The sequence below is a fragment of the Floridaenema aerugineum BLCC-F46 genome (genome assembly GCF_041929345.1).
Taxonomy (GTDB): domain Bacteria; phylum Cyanobacteriota; class Cyanobacteriia; order Cyanobacteriales; family Aerosakkonemataceae; genus Floridanema; species Floridanema aerugineum.
The window spans coordinates 21,154-46,160 of the sequence record NZ_JBHFNQ010000164.1 but is presented as its reverse complement, the minus strand read 5'-3'; the positions used below and the strand labels follow the sequence as shown (position 1 = coordinate 46,160).

The 25,007-nt window shown below is 39.4% G+C and carries 20 protein-coding genes; 16 read left to right on the top strand and 4 right to left on the bottom strand.

All coding sequences use genetic code 11. From position 1 onward, the window contains the following. Nucleotides 1-81 precede the first annotated feature (81 nt). Nucleotides 82-870 (bottom strand): SAM hydrolase/SAM-dependent halogenase family protein, encoded by a 789-nt coding sequence (locus ACE1CC_RS21230; RefSeq protein WP_413272430.1) that lies wholly within the window; start codon nt 868-870, stop codon nt 82-84. Nucleotides 871-1,003: 133 nt separating this feature from the next. Between ACE1CC_RS21230 and ACE1CC_RS21225 the strand changes: the two genes are divergently transcribed. Continuing rightward, nucleotides 1,004-1,459, top strand: a complete 456-nt coding sequence (locus ACE1CC_RS21225) for a regulatory protein RecX (protein WP_413272429.1) — start codon at nt 1,004-1,006, stop codon at nt 1,457-1,459. Between the two features lie 95 nt (nt 1,460-1,554). Here ACE1CC_RS21225 and ACE1CC_RS21220 read toward each other — a convergent pair whose 3' ends face one another. After that, entirely contained in the window at nt 1,555-2,100 is a 546-nt protein-coding gene (locus ACE1CC_RS21220; RefSeq protein ID WP_413272428.1) for a Dps family protein, read from the bottom strand. Nucleotides 2,101-2,316: 216 nt separating this feature from the next. Further along, nucleotides 2,317-3,879, bottom strand: coding sequence for a metallophosphoesterase (locus tag ACE1CC_RS21215; protein WP_413272427.1), 1,563 nt, complete (start codon nt 3,877-3,879; stop codon nt 2,317-2,319). A gap of 553 nt (nt 3,880-4,432) precedes the next feature. Between ACE1CC_RS21215 and ACE1CC_RS21210 the strand changes: the two genes are divergently transcribed. The 15 genes from ACE1CC_RS21210 (at nt 4,433) to ACE1CC_RS21140 (ending at nt 24,399) form a co-directional block, all read left to right on the top strand. Continuing rightward, nucleotides 4,433-5,509 carry a glycosyltransferase family 9 protein gene (locus tag ACE1CC_RS21210; RefSeq protein ID WP_413272426.1) on the top strand — a complete coding sequence of 359 codons (1,077 nt, stop codon included), beginning with the start codon at nt 4,433-4,435 and terminating at the stop codon, nt 5,507-5,509. Between the two features lie 26 nt (nt 5,510-5,535). Beyond that, complete coding sequence (locus ACE1CC_RS21205) at nt 5,536-6,639, top strand: glycosyltransferase family 9 protein (RefSeq protein ID WP_413272425.1); 1,104 nt, start codon at nt 5,536-5,538, stop codon at nt 6,637-6,639. Nucleotides 6,640-6,711: 72 nt separating this feature from the next. After that, on the top strand, nt 6,712-7,920 hold the full coding sequence (locus tag ACE1CC_RS21200; RefSeq protein WP_413272424.1) for a PucR family transcriptional regulator: 1,209 nt from the start codon (nt 6,712-6,714) through the stop codon (nt 7,918-7,920). A gap of 339 nt (nt 7,921-8,259) precedes the next feature. Further along, a complete protein-coding gene (locus ACE1CC_RS21195; protein WP_413272423.1) occupies nt 8,260-9,894 on the top strand; it encodes a lipoxygenase family protein in 1,635 nt (544 codons plus the stop codon). 268 nt (nt 9,895-10,162) lie between these two features. Continuing rightward, nucleotides 10,163-14,179, top strand: coding sequence for an Eco57I restriction-modification methylase domain-containing protein (locus tag ACE1CC_RS21190; protein ID WP_413272422.1), 4,017 nt, complete (start codon nt 10,163-10,165; stop codon nt 14,177-14,179). 31 nt (nt 14,180-14,210) lie between these two features. Continuing rightward, complete coding sequence (locus ACE1CC_RS21185) at nt 14,211-14,507, top strand: BrnT family toxin (protein WP_413272421.1); 297 nt, start codon at nt 14,211-14,213, stop codon at nt 14,505-14,507. Then, nucleotides 14,497-14,781 carry a hypothetical protein gene (locus tag ACE1CC_RS21180; RefSeq protein WP_413272420.1) on the top strand — a complete coding sequence of 95 codons (285 nt, stop codon included), beginning with the start codon at nt 14,497-14,499 and terminating at the stop codon, nt 14,779-14,781. The genes ACE1CC_RS21185 and ACE1CC_RS21180 overlap by 11 nt, the downstream gene beginning before the upstream one ends. 243 nt (nt 14,782-15,024) lie before the next feature. Further along, nucleotides 15,025-16,020, top strand: coding sequence for a glycosyltransferase (locus ACE1CC_RS21175; protein WP_413272419.1), 996 nt, complete (start codon nt 15,025-15,027; stop codon nt 16,018-16,020). 100 nt (nt 16,021-16,120) lie between these two features. Continuing rightward, the gene (gene gmhA, locus ACE1CC_RS21170) at nt 16,121-18,034 is read left to right on the top strand and encodes a D-sedoheptulose 7-phosphate isomerase (protein WP_413272418.1); all 1,914 of its coding nucleotides are present in this window, start codon (nt 16,121-16,123) and stop codon (nt 18,032-18,034) included. 15 nt (nt 18,035-18,049) lie between these two features. Beyond that, complete coding sequence (locus ACE1CC_RS21165; RefSeq protein WP_413272417.1) at nt 18,050-18,775, top strand: SDR family oxidoreductase; 726 nt, start codon at nt 18,050-18,052, stop codon at nt 18,773-18,775. Nucleotides 18,776-18,832: 57 nt separating this feature from the next. Beyond that, entirely contained in the window at nt 18,833-19,435 is a 603-nt protein-coding gene (locus ACE1CC_RS21160; protein ID WP_413272416.1) for a D-glycero-alpha-D-manno-heptose-1,7-bisphosphate 7-phosphatase, read from the top strand. Then, entirely contained in the window at nt 19,422-20,435 is a 1,014-nt protein-coding gene (locus ACE1CC_RS21155; RefSeq protein ID WP_413272415.1) for a bifunctional heptose 7-phosphate kinase/heptose 1-phosphate adenyltransferase, read from the top strand. The genes ACE1CC_RS21160 and ACE1CC_RS21155 overlap by 14 nt, the downstream gene beginning before the upstream one ends. Next, nucleotides 20,432-21,562, top strand: a complete 1,131-nt coding sequence (gene waaF / locus ACE1CC_RS21150; RefSeq protein ID WP_413272414.1) for a lipopolysaccharide heptosyltransferase II — start codon at nt 20,432-20,434, stop codon at nt 21,560-21,562. The genes ACE1CC_RS21155 and waaF overlap by 4 nt, the downstream gene beginning before the upstream one ends. A gap of 18 nt (nt 21,563-21,580) precedes the next feature. After that, nucleotides 21,581-22,675, top strand: coding sequence for a glycosyltransferase family 9 protein (locus tag ACE1CC_RS21145; RefSeq protein WP_413272413.1), 1,095 nt, complete (start codon nt 21,581-21,583; stop codon nt 22,673-22,675). Next, on the top strand, nt 22,663-24,399 hold the full coding sequence (locus tag ACE1CC_RS21140; protein WP_413272412.1) for a carbamoyltransferase family protein: 1,737 nt from the start codon (nt 22,663-22,665) through the stop codon (nt 24,397-24,399). Before ACE1CC_RS21145 ends, ACE1CC_RS21140 begins: the two co-directional genes overlap by 13 nt. Here the strand turns inward: ACE1CC_RS21140 and ACE1CC_RS21135 are convergent. After that, on the bottom strand, nt 24,367-25,002 hold the full coding sequence (locus ACE1CC_RS21135; protein WP_413272411.1) for a metallophosphoesterase family protein: 636 nt from the start codon (nt 25,000-25,002) through the stop codon (nt 24,367-24,369). The two genes, ACE1CC_RS21140 and ACE1CC_RS21135, sit on opposite strands and share 33 nt — an antisense overlap. Between the last annotated feature and the right edge of the window lie 5 nt (nt 25,003-25,007).

Below are 25,007 nucleotides of genomic sequence, written 5' to 3'. Positions count from 1 at the left end.
TTGTACTGAAAATATTTAACATTCTTCGTAGAGACGTTGTATACAACGTCTCTACAAAAGTTTCAGTAACCCACAATTAATTTAAGAAAGACGAGTTACGGTTTGATTTAAGCGAGGTCTACCAAAACGTTCCCAAGCACTTCCACCACGCAAAAATAGTTCCATCCAGCGAATAGTTTCTCCGGTTGATGTTTCCCATCCCGAACTTCCGGGCGAAAATGCTAAAGTACCTTCGGGGACGCGAAAACTGCCATCGGAATATATGGCATCGCTGACGACATCTCCGACTCGAATTACTACTTTTTGTTCTGGTTTTAGGTTTATTGTGTGTGCCGGAATGGTGGTTTTGATGTTACCATAGCCATCAATCCAAGCTACGCGATCGATTGGTGCGTCGGGGATTTGTTCGGGATGTAATTGTTCTCCTAAAAGGCTGAGATCTCCTTTGGCGATCGCACCTACAGCAGCGGGAAATACGTCACGCGATCGAAACTGCGAACCCCCCCTAGAAACTTTGATTGTATGCAAAACTTGGGCATGATTCTTAATAAAAGAAAGGGTGTATCCGGCAAAAACTCCAACAACTTTCACATCATTCGGTAACAAAGCATAAGTTAACCCTTCCCCCTCGTTATTTTGCCTAGCTTCTGGATTATCTTGTCGCGGAGCACAGTTATGATAAATCAAGCGATTTTTTGGCCCTTTATTTAAACCCAATTGCGCCACCCAAAACCCCGTTGCTAAAGTACTAAAAGGCGGTACTGAAAGACAGTGAATCTGCGCTTCCGGTATTTCTGCTATCAGACGTTGAATTACTTCTGCAAAAGCTGGATCGCCATTCCCGTAATCTGCAATTAAATTGAGCAACATACTGTTTACCCCTAACATTATTACTTTAAATATATCTACTATATTTTAGCCATTGCATAAATATTTAAAGTGTTACAATATTAACAGGCAAATAATCTTTTCATAACTATTCTTTAACTAATGAAGGTTATATATGACTTGCATTGATTACTTTTATCTGCTTTTGGCACGTCGCGAATATAGCACTCGTGAGTTAGAAAAAAAAGGCAAAGAAAAAGGCTTTGAAGAAGGGGAAATCGTCGAGGCTATTAATCATTTACAAGAACTTGGTTATCAATCAGACGCTCGTTTGGTCGAAAGTTTAATTTCTTCATCTCAAGGAAAATACGGCAAGTCTATGATCAAACGTAAGTGTTTTGAAAAAGGCATTTCTAGCGATTTATTTGAGGAAGTTTGGTCAGCACAAGAAGAAAATGAGGAAACAGACGATTTAGCTGATTTAAAAGCGAAGATAATGCGGAAATATCATATTACAGACTTTGGCAATATTGACCCAAAAACTAAGAGTAAACTAGTTAATTATCTTCAGTATCGCGGGTTTAATGCTTGGCAAACTTTAGCGCAGTGGCAAAAAGAAGAAGATGAATGAAATCTACAGATCCCCGACTTCTTGAAGAAGTCGGGGATCTCGCTTAAACTCCATAGATCCCCGACTTCTTGAAGAAGTCGGGGATCTCGCTTAAACTATCTGCTATTTGCTTCTACAGGAACTCTTAAATCAGAGGATAGTTTGCCATCTGGGGAAATTTGTTCACCTTCGATGAAGGAACGCAACATCCATGCCATTTCCTCATGTTGTTCCATTAATCCTGTCAGGAAATCAGCTGTTCCTTGATCGTGGAAATTTTCCGCACATTGGTCTACGTGATCGCGCAAATTGCGGATAACTGATTCATGATCTGATACTAAATTTTCTACCATGCCATAAGCATTAGGTAGAGTTCCCGCATCTTCTTTAAGAGAAGCGTTTTCCAGAAAGCCTTTAGCTGTACCAATAGGATAGCCACCTAAAGCACGAACTCGTTCTGCGAGTGCATCAATGTTAGCTGTCAAAGCTGTGTATTGTTCTTCCCACAATGTATGTAGAGAACGGAATTGTGGGCCAACTACATCCCAGTGATATTTTTTGGTTTTGATTAACAGTAAATAAGCATCTGATAGGTCACGATTTAATAAATCGATGACTCCTTGACGTTGTTCTTGTGATAATCCTATGTTCAATGGGCGCATAATTTTGTTGTTTTCCTACACTGTTTCCTAAATATTTATTGCAACAAATTTAGGTGGAGGGTCGCATCAACCAAATGGGAGAGAAAATGTATTTGATCTATCAGTATTTAGAACGATTAATATAACTTATTGAGTTGAGAGGGCTACATTTTTATGCCTTTTAGTGGATGCAGTTACATTTTATAAGTGGCACAGTTAATTAATTTAGCTATTTGTTCAAATCTCGAATGGTTTAACTTCGCTTTCGTGCCATTGCTGTTGATACCTCTCAACAACAAAGGGACGAATTACAAATTTAGGGGGAGTTCCCGATCGCACATCCACCCGCAAAAAAGAATAAGGTCTATGTTTATGATAACCTTGACCACTACGACCGACAAAAAGTAGCGATCGCGCCACAGTCCGAATATCTTTTCCTAACTGTTCAGTTATTTCTAAACCTGACTCTCTTTGCCGACGTAAACTATAACCACTTCCGCCACAAATAATCCAATTAATATGGGAATCACCATGTCCCGTATTACCCGTGCGGAGATATTCTAAACAGTGAGCATGACCTGTCAAAACTAAATCTACCAAAGGTCGATCGCCAGCTAAATTACCCACCGCTTTTGCTACTTCATCTAACACCTCACGCAAGCGATCGCGCACTGCTAAAGTTTGGGATTGATACCACTTTGTTGCTTCAGTCACATAAGGAGGATGATGCAAATAAATTACTCTTCCTCGCACTGAATCTGTATGCCAAGATTCAATTAATCTTTGTTGTAACCAGTTTAATTGTTCCCAATCAACGGTAACTTCTCCGGTGGCATTTAAATGTTTATCTACATCATTTTCAATTTCCTCTAATTGCTCTAGTTTAGTGCGTAAATCATCCAACTGTTCAGCTTCTTCTGGGCGATCGGGATTCAGAGAATCCATAGTTCGCAAAATTTCTTGCTGTTCTCGCCTTGCATCAGCACGCCGTTTTTCTAATATCCGGCGATTTGCGTCTCCCTCAGCATCTTCAGATAAAGGTAAAGGGGTATTGAAAGTATTAGAATCCAAAGCAAAGAAATCAATATCTCCTGAACGGAAAGTATAATAACGGTTGGGTAATCGAGTGAATTCTTTAGGTTGATAACGCAAACACCGACCATTATTGATATTGGCGTTGTAATAGCGATCGAGGTGTTCCTCTAACTGTTGTTTATTATTAATATTTAACAAATAATCTAAAAAAGCTTTGGCGTAAGCTTCTCCTTGAAATGAACCATGCCAACCAGCATCAAAATCGATTTGAGAACGGAAAAGACGACGCAAGGGTAATGCAGTTTGCGCTAATAATCCATAAAGAAATGGCAAATCATAATAATCGTGATTTCCCGGTACGGGCAGAAACGGCTGATTAAATAGCATTCGATCGTATTTAATATTTTTCGGGTTTTCCCCATTCACTAAAAATTCCCGATATGGTTCTATAAAATTTTTGTGATAGTATTCCCTAGAACCAACTAAATAAACTACATCACCTGTATGAACCACAAATCGACAATCATTTCGATGTAGTAACATTTGTTCGGCAATTTGGCGTTGCGGGTGATGCGATCGATGGGCACCAGAACCACTATCTCCCACTACTAAAAAAGAGAATTCTGGCCGATCTTCTTGACCATCATCTATTACTAACTGGGTTTGATCGATTCCCCGTTTCACAATTATTGGTTCTTGCCATCGGACTCTTTGTTTCATTTTTTGGATTTTCATCCAAACGGGAGGATCTGATACAAATTCCATAATTGTTATCTAGATAACTTTAATTTACTTTGCGATTAACACAGTTATTAGCTTAAAACTTTTGTGTTTCCTGGTACAGATCCTAGAGAAAGAGGGCCGGGGGAACTTTTGGGACTCTTGGGACTCTTGGGACTCTTGGGACTCTTGGGACTCTTGGGACTCTTGGGACTCTTGGGACTCTTGGGGAAAAATCTGACAGAGGCAGAACATCTAAATGTAGGGGTAATTCATGAATTACCCCTACATTTAGATGTTCTGTGTCAGTCCTGTTCCACTTAAATGATTTTCTCCTCCGAACATGAATTAGCCCTGCCCATCTCCCTACCTCCCCATCTCTCCTCTGTTGTGTGATTTACAATACGTTCCAACCAAAAATTAGTTTGGGTTGTTGAGAAAAGTTAACTCTTGAGGTAGAAGTAGAGGCGGTGTTTAGGGGCTATTTTGCTTAACAGTAAAGAATTTCACGCTTGTTACTCAAGGGTATTTTGGCTTTGTCGGTCAATAGCCTCTTGGGTTAACTTTGTCCTATTGATGTTTTTACCAGCTGTTAAGTGTGAATCAGATTCCTGAACGTTTCTTCCATTCTGTTAAAACCTTACAGTTTCGTCCCCAGCGGATAGTGGTTTTACGTGCTTTGGTAGGACTGGGTGATTTTCTTTGCGCTGTCCCGACCTGGCGATCGCTACGTGCTGCGTTTCCAGAGGCGAAAATTATCCTGATTGGATCGTCGCAGATTAAACCATTGTTCGATCGCTTCCGTCATTATCTCGATGAACTCTGGGAATTTCCCGGTTTTCCGGGATTACCGGAGTTAACACCCCAACTCGAACAAATTCCCCTGTTTTTGCAATATGTCCAAAGTCAGAAGTTTGACTTGGCAATGCAAATGCACGGTAGCGGTACAGTCACTAATCCCCTGATTAAACTGTTTGCTGCCCGTGTCTGTGCGGGGTTTTTCGCACCTGGGGAATATTGCCCAGAAGAAAGTTCTTTTTTGCCTTACCTCGCCCATGAATCAGAAGTGCGGCGTTATTTAAGGCTTTTAGAATATATCGGGGTGCCTTCCCAAGGAGAGGAGTTGGAGTTTCCCTTGTTGGAGGAAGACAGACAAGCACTGCGAGAAATTCCCGAAGCGCAAGAATTACGGGAAGGCGAATTTGTTTGCATTCATCCGGGTGCGAGTACACCGCTACGTTGTTGGTCGCCCGCTGGTTTTGCACAGGTGGCAGATGAGTTGGCGAGTTTAGGTTTACGAGTGGTACTCACAGGTTCGCAGCACGAAATCGAGTTAACTAAATCAGTAGCCGCTAAGATGCAAGCTGATAGTTTGAATTTAGCAGGTCGCACTAATTTGGGTGCTTTGGCAACTTTGTTAACCCGCGCCCGGTTGGTGGTTTGCAATGATACTGGAGTTTCTCATTTAGCAGCGGCTTTAAAAGTTCCTAGTGTGGTGGTGTTTACGATCTCAGATCCCGATCGCTGGGCACCATTAAATGATGTTCTCCATCGCGCCATTTACGATACTTCAGGAATTTCCCCAGAGATGGTAATTGCTCAAGCTTTTGATTTAGTTATGGAAGGAAAGGAAGAGGAGGGAATTTCGCTGAAAAATCTCCAATCTAAAATTTAATTCCTGTCTCGCCAAAGGAGATGCCAATGTTACCAATTGAATGGCAAAATGCCCGCCGGATTCTGGTAATTCGCTTAGATAATATCGGTGATGTGGTAATGCTTAGTCCGGCTTTAAGGATTTTGCATTCTCATTTACCAAATGCGTCAATTACTTTAATGGCATCTCCCGCTGGCAGTCAAGTTGCGCCTTTATTACCTGGGGTCGATCGGGTAATTGTCCAGCGAGTTGTTTGGCAAGATGCTAGTTGGGTGATGCCTTTAGCTCCCGCTAGGGAAGAAAGTTTAATTGCCAAAATTGAGGCGGAAAATTTCGATGCGGCGCTAATTTTTACGAGTTTTTCTCAGTCACCTTATCCGCCAGCATATATTTGTTATTTGGCTGGAATTCCGTTAAGAATTGGTCAATCAAAAGAGTTTGGCGGTAGTGTGCTTTCTCAATGGGTGAAACCGTTACCAGATGGTTGTCATCAAGTCGATCGCAATTTATTCCTGTTAGAATCTGCTGGTTTCATACCTGAAGGTCGTCATTTGGAATTAGCTGTAACTGAGGAAATGCAAAAGAATGGCGATCGCTTACTATTAAATGTAGATCTTACCCCAAATCAGCCTTTTATTATTTTAGCTCCCGGTGCTAGTTGTGCGGCTCGTCGCTATGATATCCAGCGTTTTGCTACTGTCGCGTCAATGTTGGCAGCGGAAAGTAAGTTAAAGGTTGTGGTGGTGGGAAGCGATCGAGAAACTGATTTATTCAAACCTATTTTGAACAATCGAAACATAGTTTCTTTAGTCGGAAAAACTTCGATTCCAGAACTAGCAGCAATTGTTAAACGTAGTAGTTTAGTAATAGCTAATAATTCGGGAACAATGCACATTGCTGATGCTTTCTTAAAACCAATGGTAGTTTTATATTCCGGGACTGAATTAGAAAGTCAATGGCAACCAAGAAATGCCCCAACTAAGCTTTTACGCCGTTTTACAGAATGTTCTCCTTGTTATGGATTTGAATGTCCTTATCAAATGGAATGTTTGGATATTTCGCCTGATGAAGTTGTTAGGGAAGCGGTGAAATTGTTGGAAGAATCTTTTGGGATGGTGCGTTACGCTATTGCTAACGCACCCTACGAATAGAGTTGGAAGAATCTTTTGGGATGGTGCGTTACGCTATTGCTAACGCACCCTACGAATAGGGTAATTAAGGGGGTGAATTACTTGAAGACAGTAACTAAACAGTTTCAACGGATTGCGAATATTTTAAGTGAGAGAGTTGCCGAACTTTTGTGTGCTTCGGTGTTAGTGGTGGATGGGGGGGGAGATGCGATCGCGCAAACTCCCAGTCACACACTTTATTCCCAATTTACCACAGTAAATCCTTCAATCCGCATCCCCATTAAAATTGCTAATGATACAGGTGAAGTAATCATTGCCAAAACCGAAGAAGGCGAAAACATTTCTCCACGATTAGCACAAATGCTGGTAGAAATGATCGTCAATCAAACAGTAGCAGTCGGTCAATTACCTGCTCAATATGAGCTAAAAAATAAGTTTATTCACGACCTACTTAGCGGCGCAATTATTAACGAAACAGACATTTTACGCCAAGGTCAAATATTAGGAATGGACTTCACCCGACCCCGTGCCGTAATTTTAATTGATGCCGCCGATTATATTTTACCTTCTATTAGCAATCAGGAAATTAATGATAAATGGATTTGGCAAAGAGCGCAACATATTATTAACAGTATTGTCAGTTTTTTCCATCTTCCCAATGATACCATTTGCGCTTATATTGGTAATGGCGAAGTAGCAGTTTTAAAAGCCAGCAGTACCCAAGATTTAGTACTTTGGGCAAATTCCGAAGACGAGTTAAATCCTTCTTGGGCAAATCTAACAGCCTTAAAAAGGGCAGGTTCAGCTTTAATGTCAAGATTAAAATCCGATACAAAAACAGCAATTAGTATTGGGATTGGTCGCCATCATCCGGGAATTCAAGGATTAGCTAAATCTTATCAAGATGCCTGTGCAGCACTTTCCCTGGGGCGGCGGTTTCATGGCAAAAACAAAGTGCATTGTTTAGATGAATTGGGAATAGCAGCTTTTATCGGAATTGCTGATGAAAATACTAAAATTGATTTGGCAAGGCATTTACTTAGTCCTTTAGAGCAAGAGACTGAATTAATCAAAACTTTAGATGCTTTTTTCTTAGAAAATTGTTGTCCTTCCTCCACAGCGAAGCGACTTTGTATTCATCGTAATACCCTGAGTTATCGCTTAGAAAAAATAACTTCTTTAACCGGACTCGACCCCCGAAAATTTGATGAAGCAATGCAAATTCGTCTAGCTTTGTTATTAGGATGTTTGGGAGAGAGTCCTGAACAAATGTGCAAAGGCACAATGGCAAAAGCATCTTGAAGCAGAATGGCAAAAATTTGGCATCAAAGAGGCGATTGTTACAGAACTTTTCCGGTAAAAGAGGTACAAAGAAACCGGGTTTCTTCAACTCAGATCTTGCACAACTAGGAAGTTCTACCTCCTTTCACCTCGTTCCCTGGTTCAACCAGGGAACGAGGATACGAGGCTCTGCCTCTTAACTTCTGCGAAACCGGGTTTCTGGGTTGTCATCAAAAGTTAAAAAAGATTTATTTATGTAAAAAAATTTTTTGCCAACCCTGAGTGAAGCGCAGACTGAGTGAGTATATATTAAGCCTACTAATAAAAGTTACCACTCACTAGTTTTATTCATTCGGCATTATGACAACATACCTCCCACAAAATGACCCCGAACCCCAAAAACGCCTTGATTGGTTGCAGCGCAATCGTGCAGAGTATGAATTTGACTTAAATTATTTATCTCCCCTGTCGCTACTCAAGAATTTGCCCCAGAGAGAAAACTTTTCTAGCAAATATATCTCCGAACGGCTATTAGCTTCATCCGAACTTCCCGCAAATACCTTGGCAGTGCGATTGCGATCGCTCTGGGACCCCTTGGATGAACTGCAAGACTACGAAGACTTTTTCCCAGTCCTACCCAAACCGAAAACGCTCAAGACCTACCAAACTGACGATTCGTTCTGCGAACAGAGGTTGTGCGGAGTCAATCCAATGGTGTTACGCAGTATCAACGAAATTTCGCCGAAAACTTTGGAAAGCTTGCAAACCAAGTTTGGGTCATCGTTGAATTTACGGCAAGAACTGGATAAGGGCAATATGTATGTAGCTGATTACACAAAGCTTTCTTTTGTGCAAGGAGGCACTTACGAACGGGGTAAGAGTTATCTGCCGAAGCCAAAGGCATTATTTTGCTGGCGAAGTTCTGGTTATAGCGATCGCGGTCAACTCGTACCCGTAGGCATCCAGCTTACCCTGGAAAATGGCAAAACTACCAATATCATTACCCCTTTAGATAACCCTTTAACTTGGTTTAAAGCCAAGATTTGCGTTCAAATTGCTGATGGAAATCACCATGAAATGAGCAGCCATCTGTGCCGCACTCACTTGGTTATGGAACCATTTGCTGTTGCTACTGCTAGACAATTAGCGTCAAATCATCCCTTGGGTTTACTGTTAAGACCTCACTTCCAATTTATGCTGGCTAATAATGATTTAGCTCGTAAACGCTTGATTAACAGAGGTGGCTATGTTGATGATTTGCTAGGGGGAACTTTACAAGAGTCGCTGCAAATTGTGAAAAATTCTTATGAAGAATGGAGTTTTGATGGGTCTGCCTTCCCGACGGAAATCAAAAATCGCGGGATGGACGATCCGAAAAGATTGCCGCATTATCCCTATCGAGATGATGGGATGTTGGTGTGGAATGCGCTGAAAAAATTCGTTTCTAATTATCTGAAAATTTACTACAAAACGCCGCAAGATATTAGCAACGATCGGGAATTACAAGCTTGGGCGCAGGAATTGGCATCGCCCCAAGGTGGGAAGATCAAGGGTATGCGCGATCGCATCGAAACCGTAGATCAATTAATAGATATTGTCACCACAATTATTTTTACTTGTGGCCCCCAACACGCAGCCGTGAACTTCCCCCAATACGAATACATGGCTTTCGTTCCTAATATGCCTCTCGCTGCCTATCAACAACTTACAGAAGATCTTTCCATTGCCGACGAAAAAAGTTTGATGTCTTTTCTTCCACCACCGAAGCAAGCGGCTGACCAACTAACAATATTATATATCCTTTCTGCTTACCGCTATGACAGATTGGGTTACTATGATAATGATTTTTCAGACCCTAAAGCCCAGGCTGTTGTCGAGCAATTTAAGCAGGATTTGAACGCAGTGGAGCGACAGATAGACCTCAACAATAAGAGTCGTTTAGTGCCGTACATCTACCTCAAACCTTACCTAATTCCTAACAGCATCAGCATTTGATAAGTAGGTGCAAATAAATAAAGTGAAAATAGTCATCTATCAATGGGGCGGGCAAGATGCCCACCCCACAAGATTTTCAACTTTCTTGTGGGGTGGGCATCTTGCCCGCCTTTATTTTACTTTATTTAGCTCTACCTACTTAATAGGAGATTGTAGATTATCATTATTATCAGAATATAGCTTTGATAATGATGGTAATCTAGAATCTAAAATTAAATCATAAGCAACGAATTAACAATGGGAATACTAAAAATCAGGGAATTTCATCATGGCAGATGGGCAAAAACCAAACAAACCGCTTTTTTCGCAGCATTATCTTAATAATCGGCTGAAGGAATGCTCGGAATGGCAAATAAATGTATCTGCGGATTTTCAAAAGTTACAAAGTCTTTATATTTCTAAAAAATCTTTGTTGCCAACGCTGAGTGAAGCACAAACAGAGGATATATTTATTAAACCTGCTTTAGATCTTTTGGGATTTAGTCATATTCCCCAGGTGATGACTCGCGGTAAAGGTAGGGCAGAAAGACCGGATTATGCTTTATTTAATAATGAAAACGATCGCGATACTGCCTATCCTTTACAAAGTAATGAAACAGCATTTTATGCGCGGGTAAGTGCGATCGCAGAAGCTAAATACTGGGAACGTCCCTTAAGCAAAGTTTCCAAAAATGATAACCGCGATATTTATAAAAATGAAAACCCATCTTTTCAAATCACCAACTATCTCACGGGTACTGGGGTAGATTGGGGAATTTTAACCAATGGGAGAGAGTGGCGACTATATTATCGACAAGCTTCTTCCACAGCGACGGAGTTTTATCAAGTGGATTTGGTGGAACTTTTGGAAGCGGAAGATTTAGATCAATTTAAATATTTTTGGTTATTCTTTCGCCAAGAAGCATTTGTTAAAGATTCCCAAGGACGCAATTTTTTAGAACGAGTGCGAGAGGGTAGCACTACTTATGCAACGCGAGTTGGGAATGAGTTAAAAGCGTTGGTGTTCGATCGCCTTTTTCCCGATTTAGCAGGTGGTTTTGTGGCGGATGCTACCCGACGGGGAAAACAGGTAACATCAGAACTGGTGTATGAAGCAACATTATCTTTTCTTTATAAGCTGTTATTTTTGCTTTATGCGGAAGCGAGAAATTTATTACCCATTGATAGTGATTATCGAAATTATAGCTTAATTAAGTTAACACAAGAAGTGGCTCAAATTATTGAGCGTCAGAGGAATTTGAGCCAAACTTCGACGGGAATGTACGATCGCTTATTGAATTTGTTTCAAATTGTCGATCGCGGCGATCCAGGGTTAGAAGTACCTCGTTATAATGGCGGTTTATTTCATTTTGATTTTCATCAGCAATCAGATCAAATAGAGTTTCACGCTAATCATTTTTTGTCTCAATTTAAGATAGCTGATGCGGTGTTAGCACCTGTATTAGATCGACTGGCGCGATTTGAAGGACAACCGATCGATTATAGTTTTTTGGGTGTACGCCAACTGGGTTCTATTTATGAAGGATTGTTAGAATATCGAGTAGTTATTGATTCCGTAGGGGCGGGTTTAGCAAATAACTCTTCAATCAAACAGTCAATTTCTAAACAAAACCCGCCCTCCCAGGTATCGGTACATTTAGAAAATGATAAAGGAGAACGAAAAGCTACCGGATCTTATTACACTCCAGAATATATTGTAAAATACATTGTCAGCCATACAATCAAGCCAATTTTAGAACAGCGAAAAGCCAAGTTTAGCGAACTAATGGCGCAAATTTCCCAACTGCAAAGTCAATTACAAGATAAACGCTTAGGAAAGCAAAGTATTAACGGATTGCAAAAGGATTTACAACGATTAGAACGAGAAGCACAAAGCACATTACTCGATATTAAAATTTGCGATCCGGCAATGGGAAGCGGTCATTTTTTAGTGGAAGCGGTGGATTATTTGACTGATGAATTAATTGCCATTTTAACCGAATATCCTGAACATAATCCGGTTTTGGAAATGCTAGAGCAAACGCGCCAAAGCATTTTAGGAAACTTAGAACAGCAGGGAATTACGATTAATCCAGACAGATTAGAACCTACTCAACTTTTACAACGAGTGGTGATGAAACGCTGCATTTATGGTGTGGATTTAAACCCAATGGCGGTAGAGTTGGCAAAGGTAAGTTTGTGGTTGCATTCCTTTACAATTGGCGCACCTTTGAGTTTTTTAGATCATCATTTGCGCTGTGGTAATTCTTTAATTGGTACGACGGCGAGAGAAGCAGAAGCAAAGATGGCGCAAGAAGAAAGCGGACAGTTAAATTTGCTAACTGGGCCATTTGTAGGGTTATTGAAAGCAGCGGAAATCATGCGCGGTGTCAGTGTTTTGAGTGATGCTACTTTTGCCGAAGTTGAGCAAAGCGAAAAGTTATTTCGTTCTTTTGATGAAGCAGCAAAACCTTTTAAACGGTTGTTAGATATTTATGTTTCTCAGTTTTTTGGAGTTAAGCAAGCTAAGAATTTTTTAGAAAGATTTGGTACTAATGCAATTACGGCAAATCCTCAAAACATGAGTAAGGCAGATAAAGCTGTTTATGAAGAGGCGCAAAAAGTCGCTGAGGAGAAACACTTTTTTCATTGGGATTTAGAATTTCCAGAGGTGTTTATTGATTTGGAAAATGCGAGTTGGAATGAAAATGCGGGGTTTGATGTTGTAGTGGGAAATCCGCCTTATGGATCATTTTTCAGTGAACTAGAGGCTGCCTATATAAAAGAAAATTATAAATATGTTGAGTATCGAGCAGAAAGCTATGTCTCTTTTATGGAGAGAAGTTTTTCACTTTTAATATGTAAAGCAGGATTAGTATCGCTTATTGTTCCTGATAATTGGATGTATCTTAATTTCACAGAAAACTTAAGAATAGCTCTTCTAGAACAAGGTGCTTTGAAAATAGTAGTAGCACTCCCTAGTACCGTTTTTCCTGATGCAACTGTTGATACAACTATTTATGTCCTAGAAAAAATCTCAATACAAGAATTGCAAACCCCCAAGACTCTAGTAATACCTTATGAAAAAGATGAACATTTATCCGATATTGATGATACAAGCGAAAAACACTACTACAGAGAGCAAAGTCAATGGCTGAATTTTTATGAAAACATAATCAACCCATATCTTTATCCAGCAGAAGCTTTGATTCTTGAAAGAATTACCAATGTAAGTAGTAACCTGTGTGACATCACAACCATTAGTTATGGTCTTAAGGCTTACCAGAAAGGGAAAGGCGATCCACCACAAACCAGGGAAACAATGGAATCTCGACCATTTACAGCTTCAGCAAAAAGGGATGAAACATTTAATCCCTTTTTTGAAGGTCAATCTATCAGTAGATATTGTATTAATTGGAATCATGACAATTGGATTACATGGGGTAAATGGTTAGCTGAACCAAGGAATCAGGAATTATTCAAAAACCCAAGATTACTGTTTAGAAAAGTTGTTGGAACTAAATTGTTTGGAGGGTTTTACGAAACAGAGGCTTATAGTAATACCCTGCTATATATAGTAAAGCTGAATCCGTCATCAGTATATAATCTGAAGGCATTACTAACTATACTAAATAGTAATTTTATAGGTTTCATATTTCGTAAAAAATTTGCGATTCGAGAAGATGATACATTTCCTCAGATTTTGCTAGATGATTTTTCTGCTATTCCTATCCGCAAAATTAACTTCACAACTCCAACCGATCGCCGTCAACAAGCCTTAGAAAATACGATCGCACTCTACAACCAATACCAAACCAATCACAACCCAGATTTAATATTATCCCAAGTCAACCATCACCTCAGCAAACAACCAGAAGAAGCCGATATAATTCACGATTTATTAACCTATCTAGCCGAACAAATGATCGAACTGAACAAACAAAAGCAAGCCGAAATCAAAAGCTTTTTGCAATGGCTAGAACGCTTTATCGGTTGCCCCATAGACACCCTCACCAACAAATCCAAAATTCAGAATTATTTAGGAGACTATTACAAAAACGAACCTTCTCTCAGCTTTGATGAGTTAATCGAAGTCCTGAAAAAAAACAAAAAGAAACTCAAAATCGATCCGGTTGGGCGAAAAGATCAGCAAACCTTAGAAAAGGAATATCAGGCAAGTTTAGATACTTTACAGCCAATCAAAATGCAACTGACGCAGTGCGATAAACTAATAGATCAAATTGTTTATAAACTCTATGGATTAACAGAGGATGAGATTGCTATTGTAGAGGGAAGGTCGAATTGACAATATAAATATATTGCCTAAACTGTCAAACATGGATGTATATTTCGTACTCAATGGCATTACCTTTGTTTGGAACAGCGAAAAGGCAAATCGCAATCCCCAGAAGCATGACGGAATTACTTTCCAGCAAGCTGCTGAGGCATTTTTCGATCCCTTTCTCGTAGTTGTTGATGCTAGCCGCAATGATGAACAGAGAGATGCTGTAATTGGGTTAGATACTCGATGGAATCTGCTGTATGTAGTTCACATCGAACGTGAGGAGAATATGATTCGGATTATTTCAGCGCGTAAAGCAACTCGTCAGGAGCGAGAAATCTATGAAAATTGAGACATTAAAAAAGCGGTTAGAACGAAATCGTCCCATAACTAGCGTAACGATTCGCATTCCTGAAGATGTTGTGGAAGACCTCAAACGACTTGCACCATTGTTAGGATTTTCAGGATATGAACCTTTGATTCGCGCTTATATTGGTCAGGGATTGCGTAACGATTTAGAGCGATTTGAGAACGAAACAGTAACAGCATTGATTGCCAGTTTAAAGCGTCGGGGTGTCAGTGATGAAATCATTAATGAAGCATTGAGTGAAATAGTTAATAGTTAGTTGTTAGCCTGTTGTGCCGCAAATATTAAAACTTTCTTTAGGATTTCCAGCTTTCTCTGTGATGCACACAACAGAGATTTTGCATAAGTTGTGATTTTTTTTTCAGTTGTGCAAATGCACAAAAGGGTGTGTGGGCGATCGCAAACTTCTTAGGCAAATGTCCGATGCAGAAGCGGGACGAAAAATTAAAAATGAGGAATCTTCACAAACCCCAATCATTTTGATTTTTCATCCCTAATTTTTATGAGACGTTTACGCATTCTAACTTGGCACGTTCATGGTAATTATCTTTACTACTTAGTGCAATCAAGTCACGAATTTTACTTGCCAATTAAACCAGGTAAACCAGAAGGTTATGGCGGTCGTTTAAGTGGTTTTCCTTGGCCTAATAATGTTCATGATGTACCTGCGGAAGAAGTAAAAAATCTCGAATTTGATTGTATCCTTTTTCAATCCCAAAAAAACTATTTAGAAGATCAATACGAAATACTTTCCGAAACTCAACGCCAACTTCCGCGAATTTATTTAGAACACGATCCTCCACGCCAAAATCCCACTGATACGCGCCATCCAGTCGATGATTCCAATGTACTTTTAGTTCATGTAACTGATTTTAACGATTTAATGTGGGATAGCAATAATACTCCAACTCGCGTCATTGAACATGGGGTAATAGTACCAGAAAATGTTTGTTACCAAGGTGAATTAAATTGTGGATTAGTTGTTGTTAATGGTTTACCTAGTAGAGGTCGTCGTTTAGGTGTTGATGTATTTGAAGAAGTTCGCACCCAAATTCCTTTAGAACTTGTAGGTATGGGTTCGGAAAACATGGGTGGTTTAGGTGAAATTAAACATGACAAACTATTAGAATTTGAGTCCCATTATCGCTTCTTTTTTAATCCAATTCGCTACACCAGCTTAGGGTTAGCTGTATGTGAAGCGATGGCGATCGGAATGCCGATTATTGGTTTAGCAACTACCGAATTAGTAACGGTAGTAGAGAACGGTTTTTCTGGCTATGTAGATACGAATATTAATCATTTAATAGAACGAATGCAGGAATTATTAAAAGACCCTGCGGAAGCTCATCGTTTAAGTGAAAATGCTAAACGCTACGCGCAAGAAAGATTTCATATTCAGCGATTTATTAATGATTGGGATGAGGCATTTGCTTTAGTTACTGGAAATCCTTCATTTTCTATTCCTCTAACTCCTTTAGTTGTAGGGTGCGTCAGTTGAATCAAGTTGTAGGGTGCGTCAGACACTCAAACCCTGATGTTGTCAATCAGAATTTCTGTCTGACGCACCCTACTACTCTTTTAGTAGCAGGTAGAAAGTCATGAAAAAACGGATCGCATTAATTAGCGAACACGCTTCACCTTTGGCAATGTTGGGTGGTGTAGATAGTGGTGGTCAAAATGTTTATGTGGGAGAAATTGCGAAAAATTTAACTGTTCTTGGTTACGAAGTTGATGTTTTCACTCGTCGGGATAGCGAACTTTTACCAGAAGCAGCTGAGTGGGTGAATGGAGTAAGAATTATTCATGTTTCGGCTGGTTCTCCTGAATATTTGCGAAAGGAAGATTTACTACCTTTTATGGCGGATTTTACCTCATTTATGGTGAATTTCTGTCAACAAGAAGGGCAAATGTATGATTTAATTCATGCTAATTTTTGGATGTCTGGTTTAGTTGCTGCTAATATTAAAAAAGTTCTGGGAATTCCTTTTGTTATTACTTTTCATGCTTTGGGTAAGGTGCGCCGCTATTATCAAGGTGATGCGGATCAATTTCCTAATCAAAGATTTGCTATTGAAGAAAGAATCATTAATGAAGCCGATCGCATTATTGCTGAATGTCCCCAGGAAGAAGAAGATTTAATTCGATTTTATAATGCCGATCCAGCGAAAATTACGATAATTCCTGGTGGTTTCGATCCCGGTCAATTTTGGCCTATTGGTAAAGTTTTGGCAAGAGTAGCATTAGGACTCGATCCCAATGAAAAGGTGATTTTGCAACTAGGAAGAATGGTTCCTCGTAAGGGTGTTGATGCAGTAATTTATGGCTTCGCACAGCTTTTAAAAACCTCTGATTTTTCGGGTAAGTTGCTGATTGTTGGCGGGGAATCTGACGATCCTGACCCGAATTTTACACCGGAAATTGGTCGGTTAAAAGCGATCGCTAAATCCGAAAATATCGAAGAAAAAGTTGTTTTTGTCGGTCGCAGAGGTAGAGAAGCACTCAAATTATATTACAGTGCTGCCGATCTATTTATTACTACTCCTTGGTATGAACCATTTGGGATTACGCCTGTAGAAGCAATGGCTTGTGGTACTCCGGTAATTGGTTCTAATGTTGGGGGAATTAAATTTACTGTCAGAGATGGAGAAACGGGTTATTTAGTACCTGCAAATAATCCTAGTGCGATCGCCGAAAGGATTGCTTATCTTTACCAACATCCTAAACTAATGAACGTTTTACGTCAACAAGCAATTCAACGTGCTAATGATTTATTTACCTGGCAAAAAGTCACCGATTCTATTGCCGATCTTTATGAAAAAGCGATCGCCAAAAACTCTGCAACATTTCATCAAGTATCTTGGCAAGAAATTGTCGATCGAGGTTTCAACAATGCAATTAACGCTATCCAAAAATCACGGGGCAGTTTACGAAATTCCATCCTTGATGTAGCCGACATAATCAGCAATTGTTTTTCCCAAGGTGGCAAAGTTTTAATTTGTGGCAATGGCGGAAGTGCAGCCGAAGCACAACATTTTGCTGCCGAATTTGTCGGTCATTTCAAATCTAAAACTCGCCCCGGACTTCCCGCTTTAGCACTTAACGCAGATACCGCAGTTCTAACAGCTTGGTCGAACGATGTTGGCTACGAAAATGCTTTTTCCCGACAAGTTGAAGCATTTGGACGTGCAGGAGATGTTTTAATTGGTATTAGTACCAGTGGTAATTCTCGCAACATCATTAAAGCTTTTGAAACAGCCAAAAAGCAAGGGTTAAATTGCATTGCAATTTTGGGTAAAGATGGCGGAGATTTACATCAATTAGCCGATATTTCCATCATTGTACCCGAAAACGATACGCAACACATCCAAGAAGTGCAAATCGTGGTAATTCATCTAATTTGCGAATTAGTAGAAGAGAAAATGATGCTGGTAGAAAATAGCATATCAGAAGTCATTAAAAGCAGCGAATTCCAAATACCAACTACCCACTACCAACTACCTATTACCAACTAAAAAAGAGGAGAAATCATGCAAGAATTAAATGGAAAAGTTGCCATTGTTACTGGTGGCGGTCGAGGACTGGGTGAAGCAATTTGTCGGATGTTAGGTGCAGATGGAGTAATTACCATTGTTGCCGATATCCGAGAAGAATTAGCCGAAAAAGTTGCTTTAGAAATTCAAAGTGATGGCGGTAAAGCTCAAGCTTTACGTTTAGATATTTCCGATGCTGAACAAGTGGAATCAGCTATTAGTAAAATTGTCTCCCAATACGGACATTTAGACATTTTAATTAACAATGCTGGCGTTGATGTTACTTTGCCAATTGAAGAATTAAATGTAACTGACTGGGAAAGGATTATTGCTGTTAATTTAAATGGCCCTTTCATCATGTCTAAATTCATTCTTCCTCAGATGAAACAACAAGGCAAAGGACACATTGTTAATATTGCTTCTACTGCTTCTAAACGTGCTTGGGCAAATGCTTCTGCTTACCATGCAAGTAAGTGGGGATTATTAGGTTTTAGTCATGCTTTGCACGTCGAAGCACGTCCACACAATGTTAAGGTAACGGCAATAGTTGCAGGGGGAATGCAAACACCATTTTTGTTAGATAGATTTCCCGATATTGATATCAACAATTTGCAAGATCCAAAGAATGTTGCTGATACTATTCGGTATGTTTTAAGGCAACCAGAAGGAACAGTAATTCCTGAAGTTACGGTATTACCAATGCGAGAAACTTCTTGGCCTTAATTGTCATTGTTTATTAGTCATTTGTCATTTTTCAATTGTCATTTTTAGGCAAAAATTATGAGCAATAAAGCTGTGTTTCTGGATAAAGATGGTACTTTAATTCCCAATGTGCCATATAACGTAAATCCCGATTTAATCGAGTTAAGTTCGGGTGCGGTGGAGGGATTGCGATCGCTCCAAGCCGCAGGTTACAAACTAATAGTAATTTCCAATCAATCTGGGGTTGCTTTAGGTTATTTTGACGAAATAATGCTGTTTCCTGTGCAATTGAAATTAACTCAATTATTAGCAGAAATTGGCGTAAAAATAACTGCTTTTTACTATTGTCCCCATCATCCAGAGGGAAAAATCCCAGAATACAAAATTAGCTGTTCCTGTCGCAAACCTGAACCTGGTTTAATTCTCCGTGCCGCCAGAGAAAATCACATTGATTTAGCAAATTCTTGGTTTATTGGCGACATTCTTAATGATGTAGAAGCCGGACATCGTGCAGGTTGCAAAAGCATCTTAATAAACAACGGAAATGAAACTGAATGGATATTTACATCAAGGAGAATGCCCGACTATGTTGCTACCGATATTAATGATGCTGCCAAAAAAATCATCAGTAAAAGTGTTGTTTTTCCCAAACCCAAAATGACAAGCTATGCCTCTCATTAATGCCTTTAAAAACCTAAATGTACTCGTCATTGGTGAAGCGATTCTTGATAGTTACTTAGAAGGATTTTCTGATCGTTTATGTCAAGAAGCACCTGTACCAGTTGTCACTTTAACTCATCGTCAAAATGTTCCGGGCGGTGCTGCTAATACTGCTGTGAATGTGCGTACTCTTGGGGCTAATGTCAGGTTTATTTCGGTGATTGGTGATGACTTAGAAGGGAACATTTTGCGACAGGCTTTATTAGAACATGGTGTTAGCCAAGAATATATTTTGCGCCAAAGATTACGCCGTACTTTAGCAAAGCATCGCGTAATTTCGGCTGGGCAAATATTGGTAAGGTTTGACCAAGGTAGCACTAACGCTATTGATTTAGAAATTGAACAAAGATTAATTAACGATTTGCATAAACTATTTCCTCAATCTGATGTGGTGATTATTTCGGATTATGGATATGGAATTTTAACACCTAATGTGATTGAGGCGATCGCAAATCTGCAACAAAACTTCCCCAAAACTTTAGTAGTTGACTCAAAAAATCTCGCTGCTTACCGCAAAGTTGGCGTTACCGCAGTCAAACCAAACTATCAAGAAACCATGCGTTTATTAGGAGAAACTGAATTACCAGAAAACCAAAGCCGTATTTCCTATATTCTGCAAAACAGAAAACAAATTTTAGATATTACAGGTGCCAAAATTGCCGCTGTTACCCTTGATAGTGATGGCGCTTTAATTTTTACACAAGGTAACTCACCTTATCGCACCTTTGCACAACCAATAAATCACGCCAATGTTACAGGTGCAGGCGACACTTTTATCAGTGCATTATCCCTAGCTTTAGCATCAGGTAATGCTGTAAATGTAGCGGCAGAAATAGCATCAATGGCTGCCGCAATTGTTGTTGCTAAACAAGGCACTGCAACCTGTTATTTTGCCGAATTACAACAGCATTTATCCAGTAATCTAAATAGGATGAAAAAAACTCCTCTGGAGGTAGCATGATTACCGAAAATAACTGGAATGAAGCAAAAAATATTCTCTGTGTTAGACTCGATGCGATCGGTGATGTATTAATGACAACTCCCGCTATTCGCGCCTTAAAAGAATCGCTTCCCGGCAGAAAAATTACCCTTTTAACATCGCCATCCGGTAAAGAAATTGCCTCACTTATCCCCGAAATTAATGATGTAATTGTTTACGATGCACCTTGGATGAAAGCCACTGCATTAAGGGCGAATAGTAGCCCCGAATTTGCAATGGTAGAACGACTGCGAGAAAGTAAATTTGACGCTGCTGTTATCTTCACAGTTTTTAGTCAAAATCCTTTACCTTCGGCTTTTTTATGTTATTTAGCAGATATCCCTTTAAGACTTGCCCATTGTCATGAAAACCCCTATCAATTACTCACAAATTGGGTTTTAGATCCCGAACCATCTAAGGGTATTCGCCATGAAGTTCAACGACAAATTGACTTAGTAGCAACTGTTGGTTGTAGCACAAATAATCAACGAATGTCATTGCAAGTTCCCGAAGAAGCACGTTACCGAATTTTTAATATTTTAAAATCGCTGGATATTGACTTAGAAAAACCTTGGGTAGTGATTCATCCTGGTGCTACTGCTGCATCAAGACGGTATCCACCAGAAGGTTTTGCCGAAGTTGCACGCAGTTTAATTTTAGATAGGAACTTTCAAGTATTGTTAACAGGAACTGAACCAGAAAGGCAGTTAATTGAAAGTATCCAAAAGGCAATTAATGTTACCTCTTATTCCCTTGTAGGCTGTCTTAATTTAACAGAAATGTCAGCATTAATTCAACTATCACCTGTATTAATTTCTAATAATACTGGCCCGGTTCACATTGCAGCTGCTTTAGGTACTCCGGTTGTTGACCTTTACGCTTTGACTAATCCTCAGCATACACCTTGGGCAGTTCCCAATCGAGTTTTGTTTCACGATGTTTCCTGCAAATTTTGTTATAAAAGCATCTGCCCAGAAGGACATAATAATTGTTTGAAATTAGTGACTCCTGATGAAATTGTATGTGCTACTTGGGAACTTTATGAAAATACCAAAACTGGTGTTGAACAATTGCCGAAAATTTTTCTGGCAGGACTAGTGAATTATTAGCAATTTAAAACACCAAAAATGATTTATCATCCCTTACCAAACATTTATAAAATTGCTGTTCTCCGCGCCAATGCTTTAGGAGATTTCATCTTTGCTTTACCTGCTTTAAATGCTTTGCGATCGACCTATCCCCAAGCAGAAATTGTCCTGTTAGCTAGAAGTTGGCACAAAGAATTTTTAGCAAATAGACCGGGTGCGATCGACCGTGTAATTGTAATTCCCGAAGGAGGTATTGGAAATGAATCAGAAATCAAACAAGACCCAACTGAGTTAAAAATGTTCTTCCAGGCGATGCAAAAAGAACGCTTCGATTTAGCGATTCAATTACATGGTGGCGGACGCAATTCTAACCCCTTTACTTTGCAATTAGGTGCGAAAATGACCATAGGTTTGCGTACCCCAGACGCACCTGTTTTAGATCGCTGGATACCATACATTTACTATCAGCCAGAAATCTTACGTTACTTAGAAGTTGTCGCCTTAGTTGGTGCCAAAACTTCTGAATTAGAACCATCTTTAATTGTCACCAAATCCGATTTATTAGAAGCTGAAAAAATTGTTCCCAAAACTCATAAACCTCTCGTCGCTTTACATCCAGGTGCAGGCGATCGTCGTCGTCGTTGGTCAATAGAAAATTTTGCAATTGTAGGAGATACTTTAGCCAATTTTGGCGCAGATATTGTTGTTACCGGAATAGAATCAGAACGAGATATTGTCGAGGGAGTAATTAACAATATGAAAGCTAAAGCAGAAAATATTTGTGGTAATTTATCCCTTAATGGTTTAACAGGTTTACTATCTCGATGTAACCTGTTAATTTCCAATGATTCTGGCCCTTTGCACGTTGCAGCAGCAGTAGGTACAGCAACAGTTGGAATTTATTGGTGTGGCAATTTAATTACTGCTGGTCAAATTACTCGCACTCGTCATCGTCCGGCGATTTCTTGGCGTTTAAATTGCCCGATTTGTGGCGTAGATTGCACCACCGAAACTGCTTGTAAACATCGAGTTTCTTTCGTTGATGAAGTACCAACTGAACAGGTAATTACTTCAGCTTTAGATTTATTAAAAACTCCCATTCATTTAAACAAAATTGAATCATGTACACATTAGGAATTAACGCAGTTTATCATGACTCTGCTGCTTGTTTAGTAAAAGATGGACAAGTAATTGCCGCAGCAGAAGAAGAACGTTTTACTCATATCAAACACGCTAAACGCCCCATACCTTTTTCAACTTATGAATTGCCGTTTCATGCAATTAATTACTGCTTACAAGAAGCGGGAATAGTTCTCACAGAAGTTGACCATATTGCCTACTCTTACGACCCATTTATTTCGTTAGGAAAGTACAGTAATGAAGCAACAATTACTTTACCTTTAGAACCAAGCGCTCACCCCATACCCGCCGAATGGGAATCAGTTTGGGAACCACTATTTTTGTCCTATATTGTCAATGCACCCAGGCATTTAATCGGCGGTGTTCCCCATCATTTAAAAGCTCGGTTTAAAGACATTTCATTAAATAATTTATCCTGGAATTTTGTCCCTCATCATTTAGCCCATGTAGCTAGTGCTTTTTACCCTTCACCTTATGAAGAAGCTGCTGTTTTAACTCTCGATGGAAGAGGAGAAAAAGCAACTACAAACTATGCTGTTGGTAAGGGTAATCAACTGGAACTTTTAGGGCAAGTAAATATGCCTCATTCTCTAGGCATTCTTTACGAACAAGTTACCGAATATTTGGGTTTTCTCCACTCTTCCGATGAGTACAAAGTAATGGCATTAGCATCTTTTGGTAAACCTGAATATGTAGATTATTTTCGAGAAATTATCACTTTAAAAACCGATGGTCAATATACTATTAAATCTTCCCAATTAAAAGAAAACTTTGGAATACCACGCCAAAAAGGAGAACTTTTAGAACAATATCATTATGATCTCGCTCATTCCTTACAATTAGTATTAGAAGAAACGGTTTTACAAATTGCTAATTGGTTGCATGAAACCACTCAATTAGATAATCTTTGTATGGCTGGAGGTGTCGCGCTTAATTGTGTGATGAATGCGCGAATACGCGATCGCAGTCCCTTCAAAAACATTTGGGTACAACCTGCTGCGGGAGATGCGGGAACTGCTTTAGGTGCAGCCCTTTGGATTGATGTTAAAAAAGGTGAAAATAATCACCGTTCTTACCAGATGAATCACGTTTTCCTTGGCCCAAGTTACAGCGATGATGAAATCGAAAAATTCCTGCAATGGGCGAAACTTCCCTATCGTAAATTAACAAACATTAGTGAAGAAACAGCCGAAATTTTAGCGCAAAATAAAATTATTGGTTGGTTCCAAGGTCGCATGGAATTTGGCCCCAGGGCATTAGGAGGACGATCGATTTTAGCCTCACCAATTGATGCAGAAATGCAAGCAAAATTGAATGAGATTAAAGACAGAGAAGACTTTCGACCTGTTGCGCCTGTGGTTTTAGAAGAAGAAGCAGCTAATTGGTTTGATAATGCAAAAACCTCTCCATTTATGTTGTTTATTTACGATGTTTTGCCAGAAAAAGCTGATAAAATTCCCGCAGTTCGTCACGTAGATGGTACTGCCAGAATTCAAACTATTAACCGTCAACAAAATTCCCTTTATTATGACTTAATCAAAGCGTTTCAATTGCGAACTGGAGTTCCTGTTTTAGTTAATACTTCTTTTAATACTAGAGGTGAACCAATTGTTTGTTCGCCACGAGATGCGATCGAATGTTTTTGGACATCACCCCTAGATGCTTTAATAATCGGTTCATTTCTGTTAGAAAAATGCCCAAAATCCCAAAGGGAGTAATTCTCCATCAACCGCCCTAAATTCAACAGAATTTTCTGTTTGATTATAAATTACATAGCGTAGTTTCTTAATTTGATCTCGCCCATAACCAACTGCACCAACTGAAATTACATATCTGTCTTTAAGATCTAAGTGAAATGGTTCCCCATAGTTAAATTCATAAACCGTTGATGAACCAAATTCTTCACATTTTTCCCCAAAAATCAAAGGAACATGAACGTGACCAACAAAAACGATTCTATAAGATATTTCACAAAATACATTCCATGCTTCAACAGGGCTGCTAATTGTATTTTTCTTGATTCTAGGAGATATATGAGTATAAATTTTATCTAATTCTACTATTTCATCAGGAAGGGAGTCGATAAAATCTTGTACATCTTTAGCCAATTCCAAATTATTAAATTCATCGTGATTACCTCGGACACAAGCAATTTGATTGTCTCGCAAAAATCTGACAACTTCATCATTGTAATCTCCGCCATCCACCAAATCACCTAAACATACTATGCGGTTACATCCAGAGTTTTCAATGTCTGTCATAACTGTTTGTAGCCCAGAAAAGTTTCCGTGAATATCAGAAATAATTGCAATTTTTTCCATAGTCT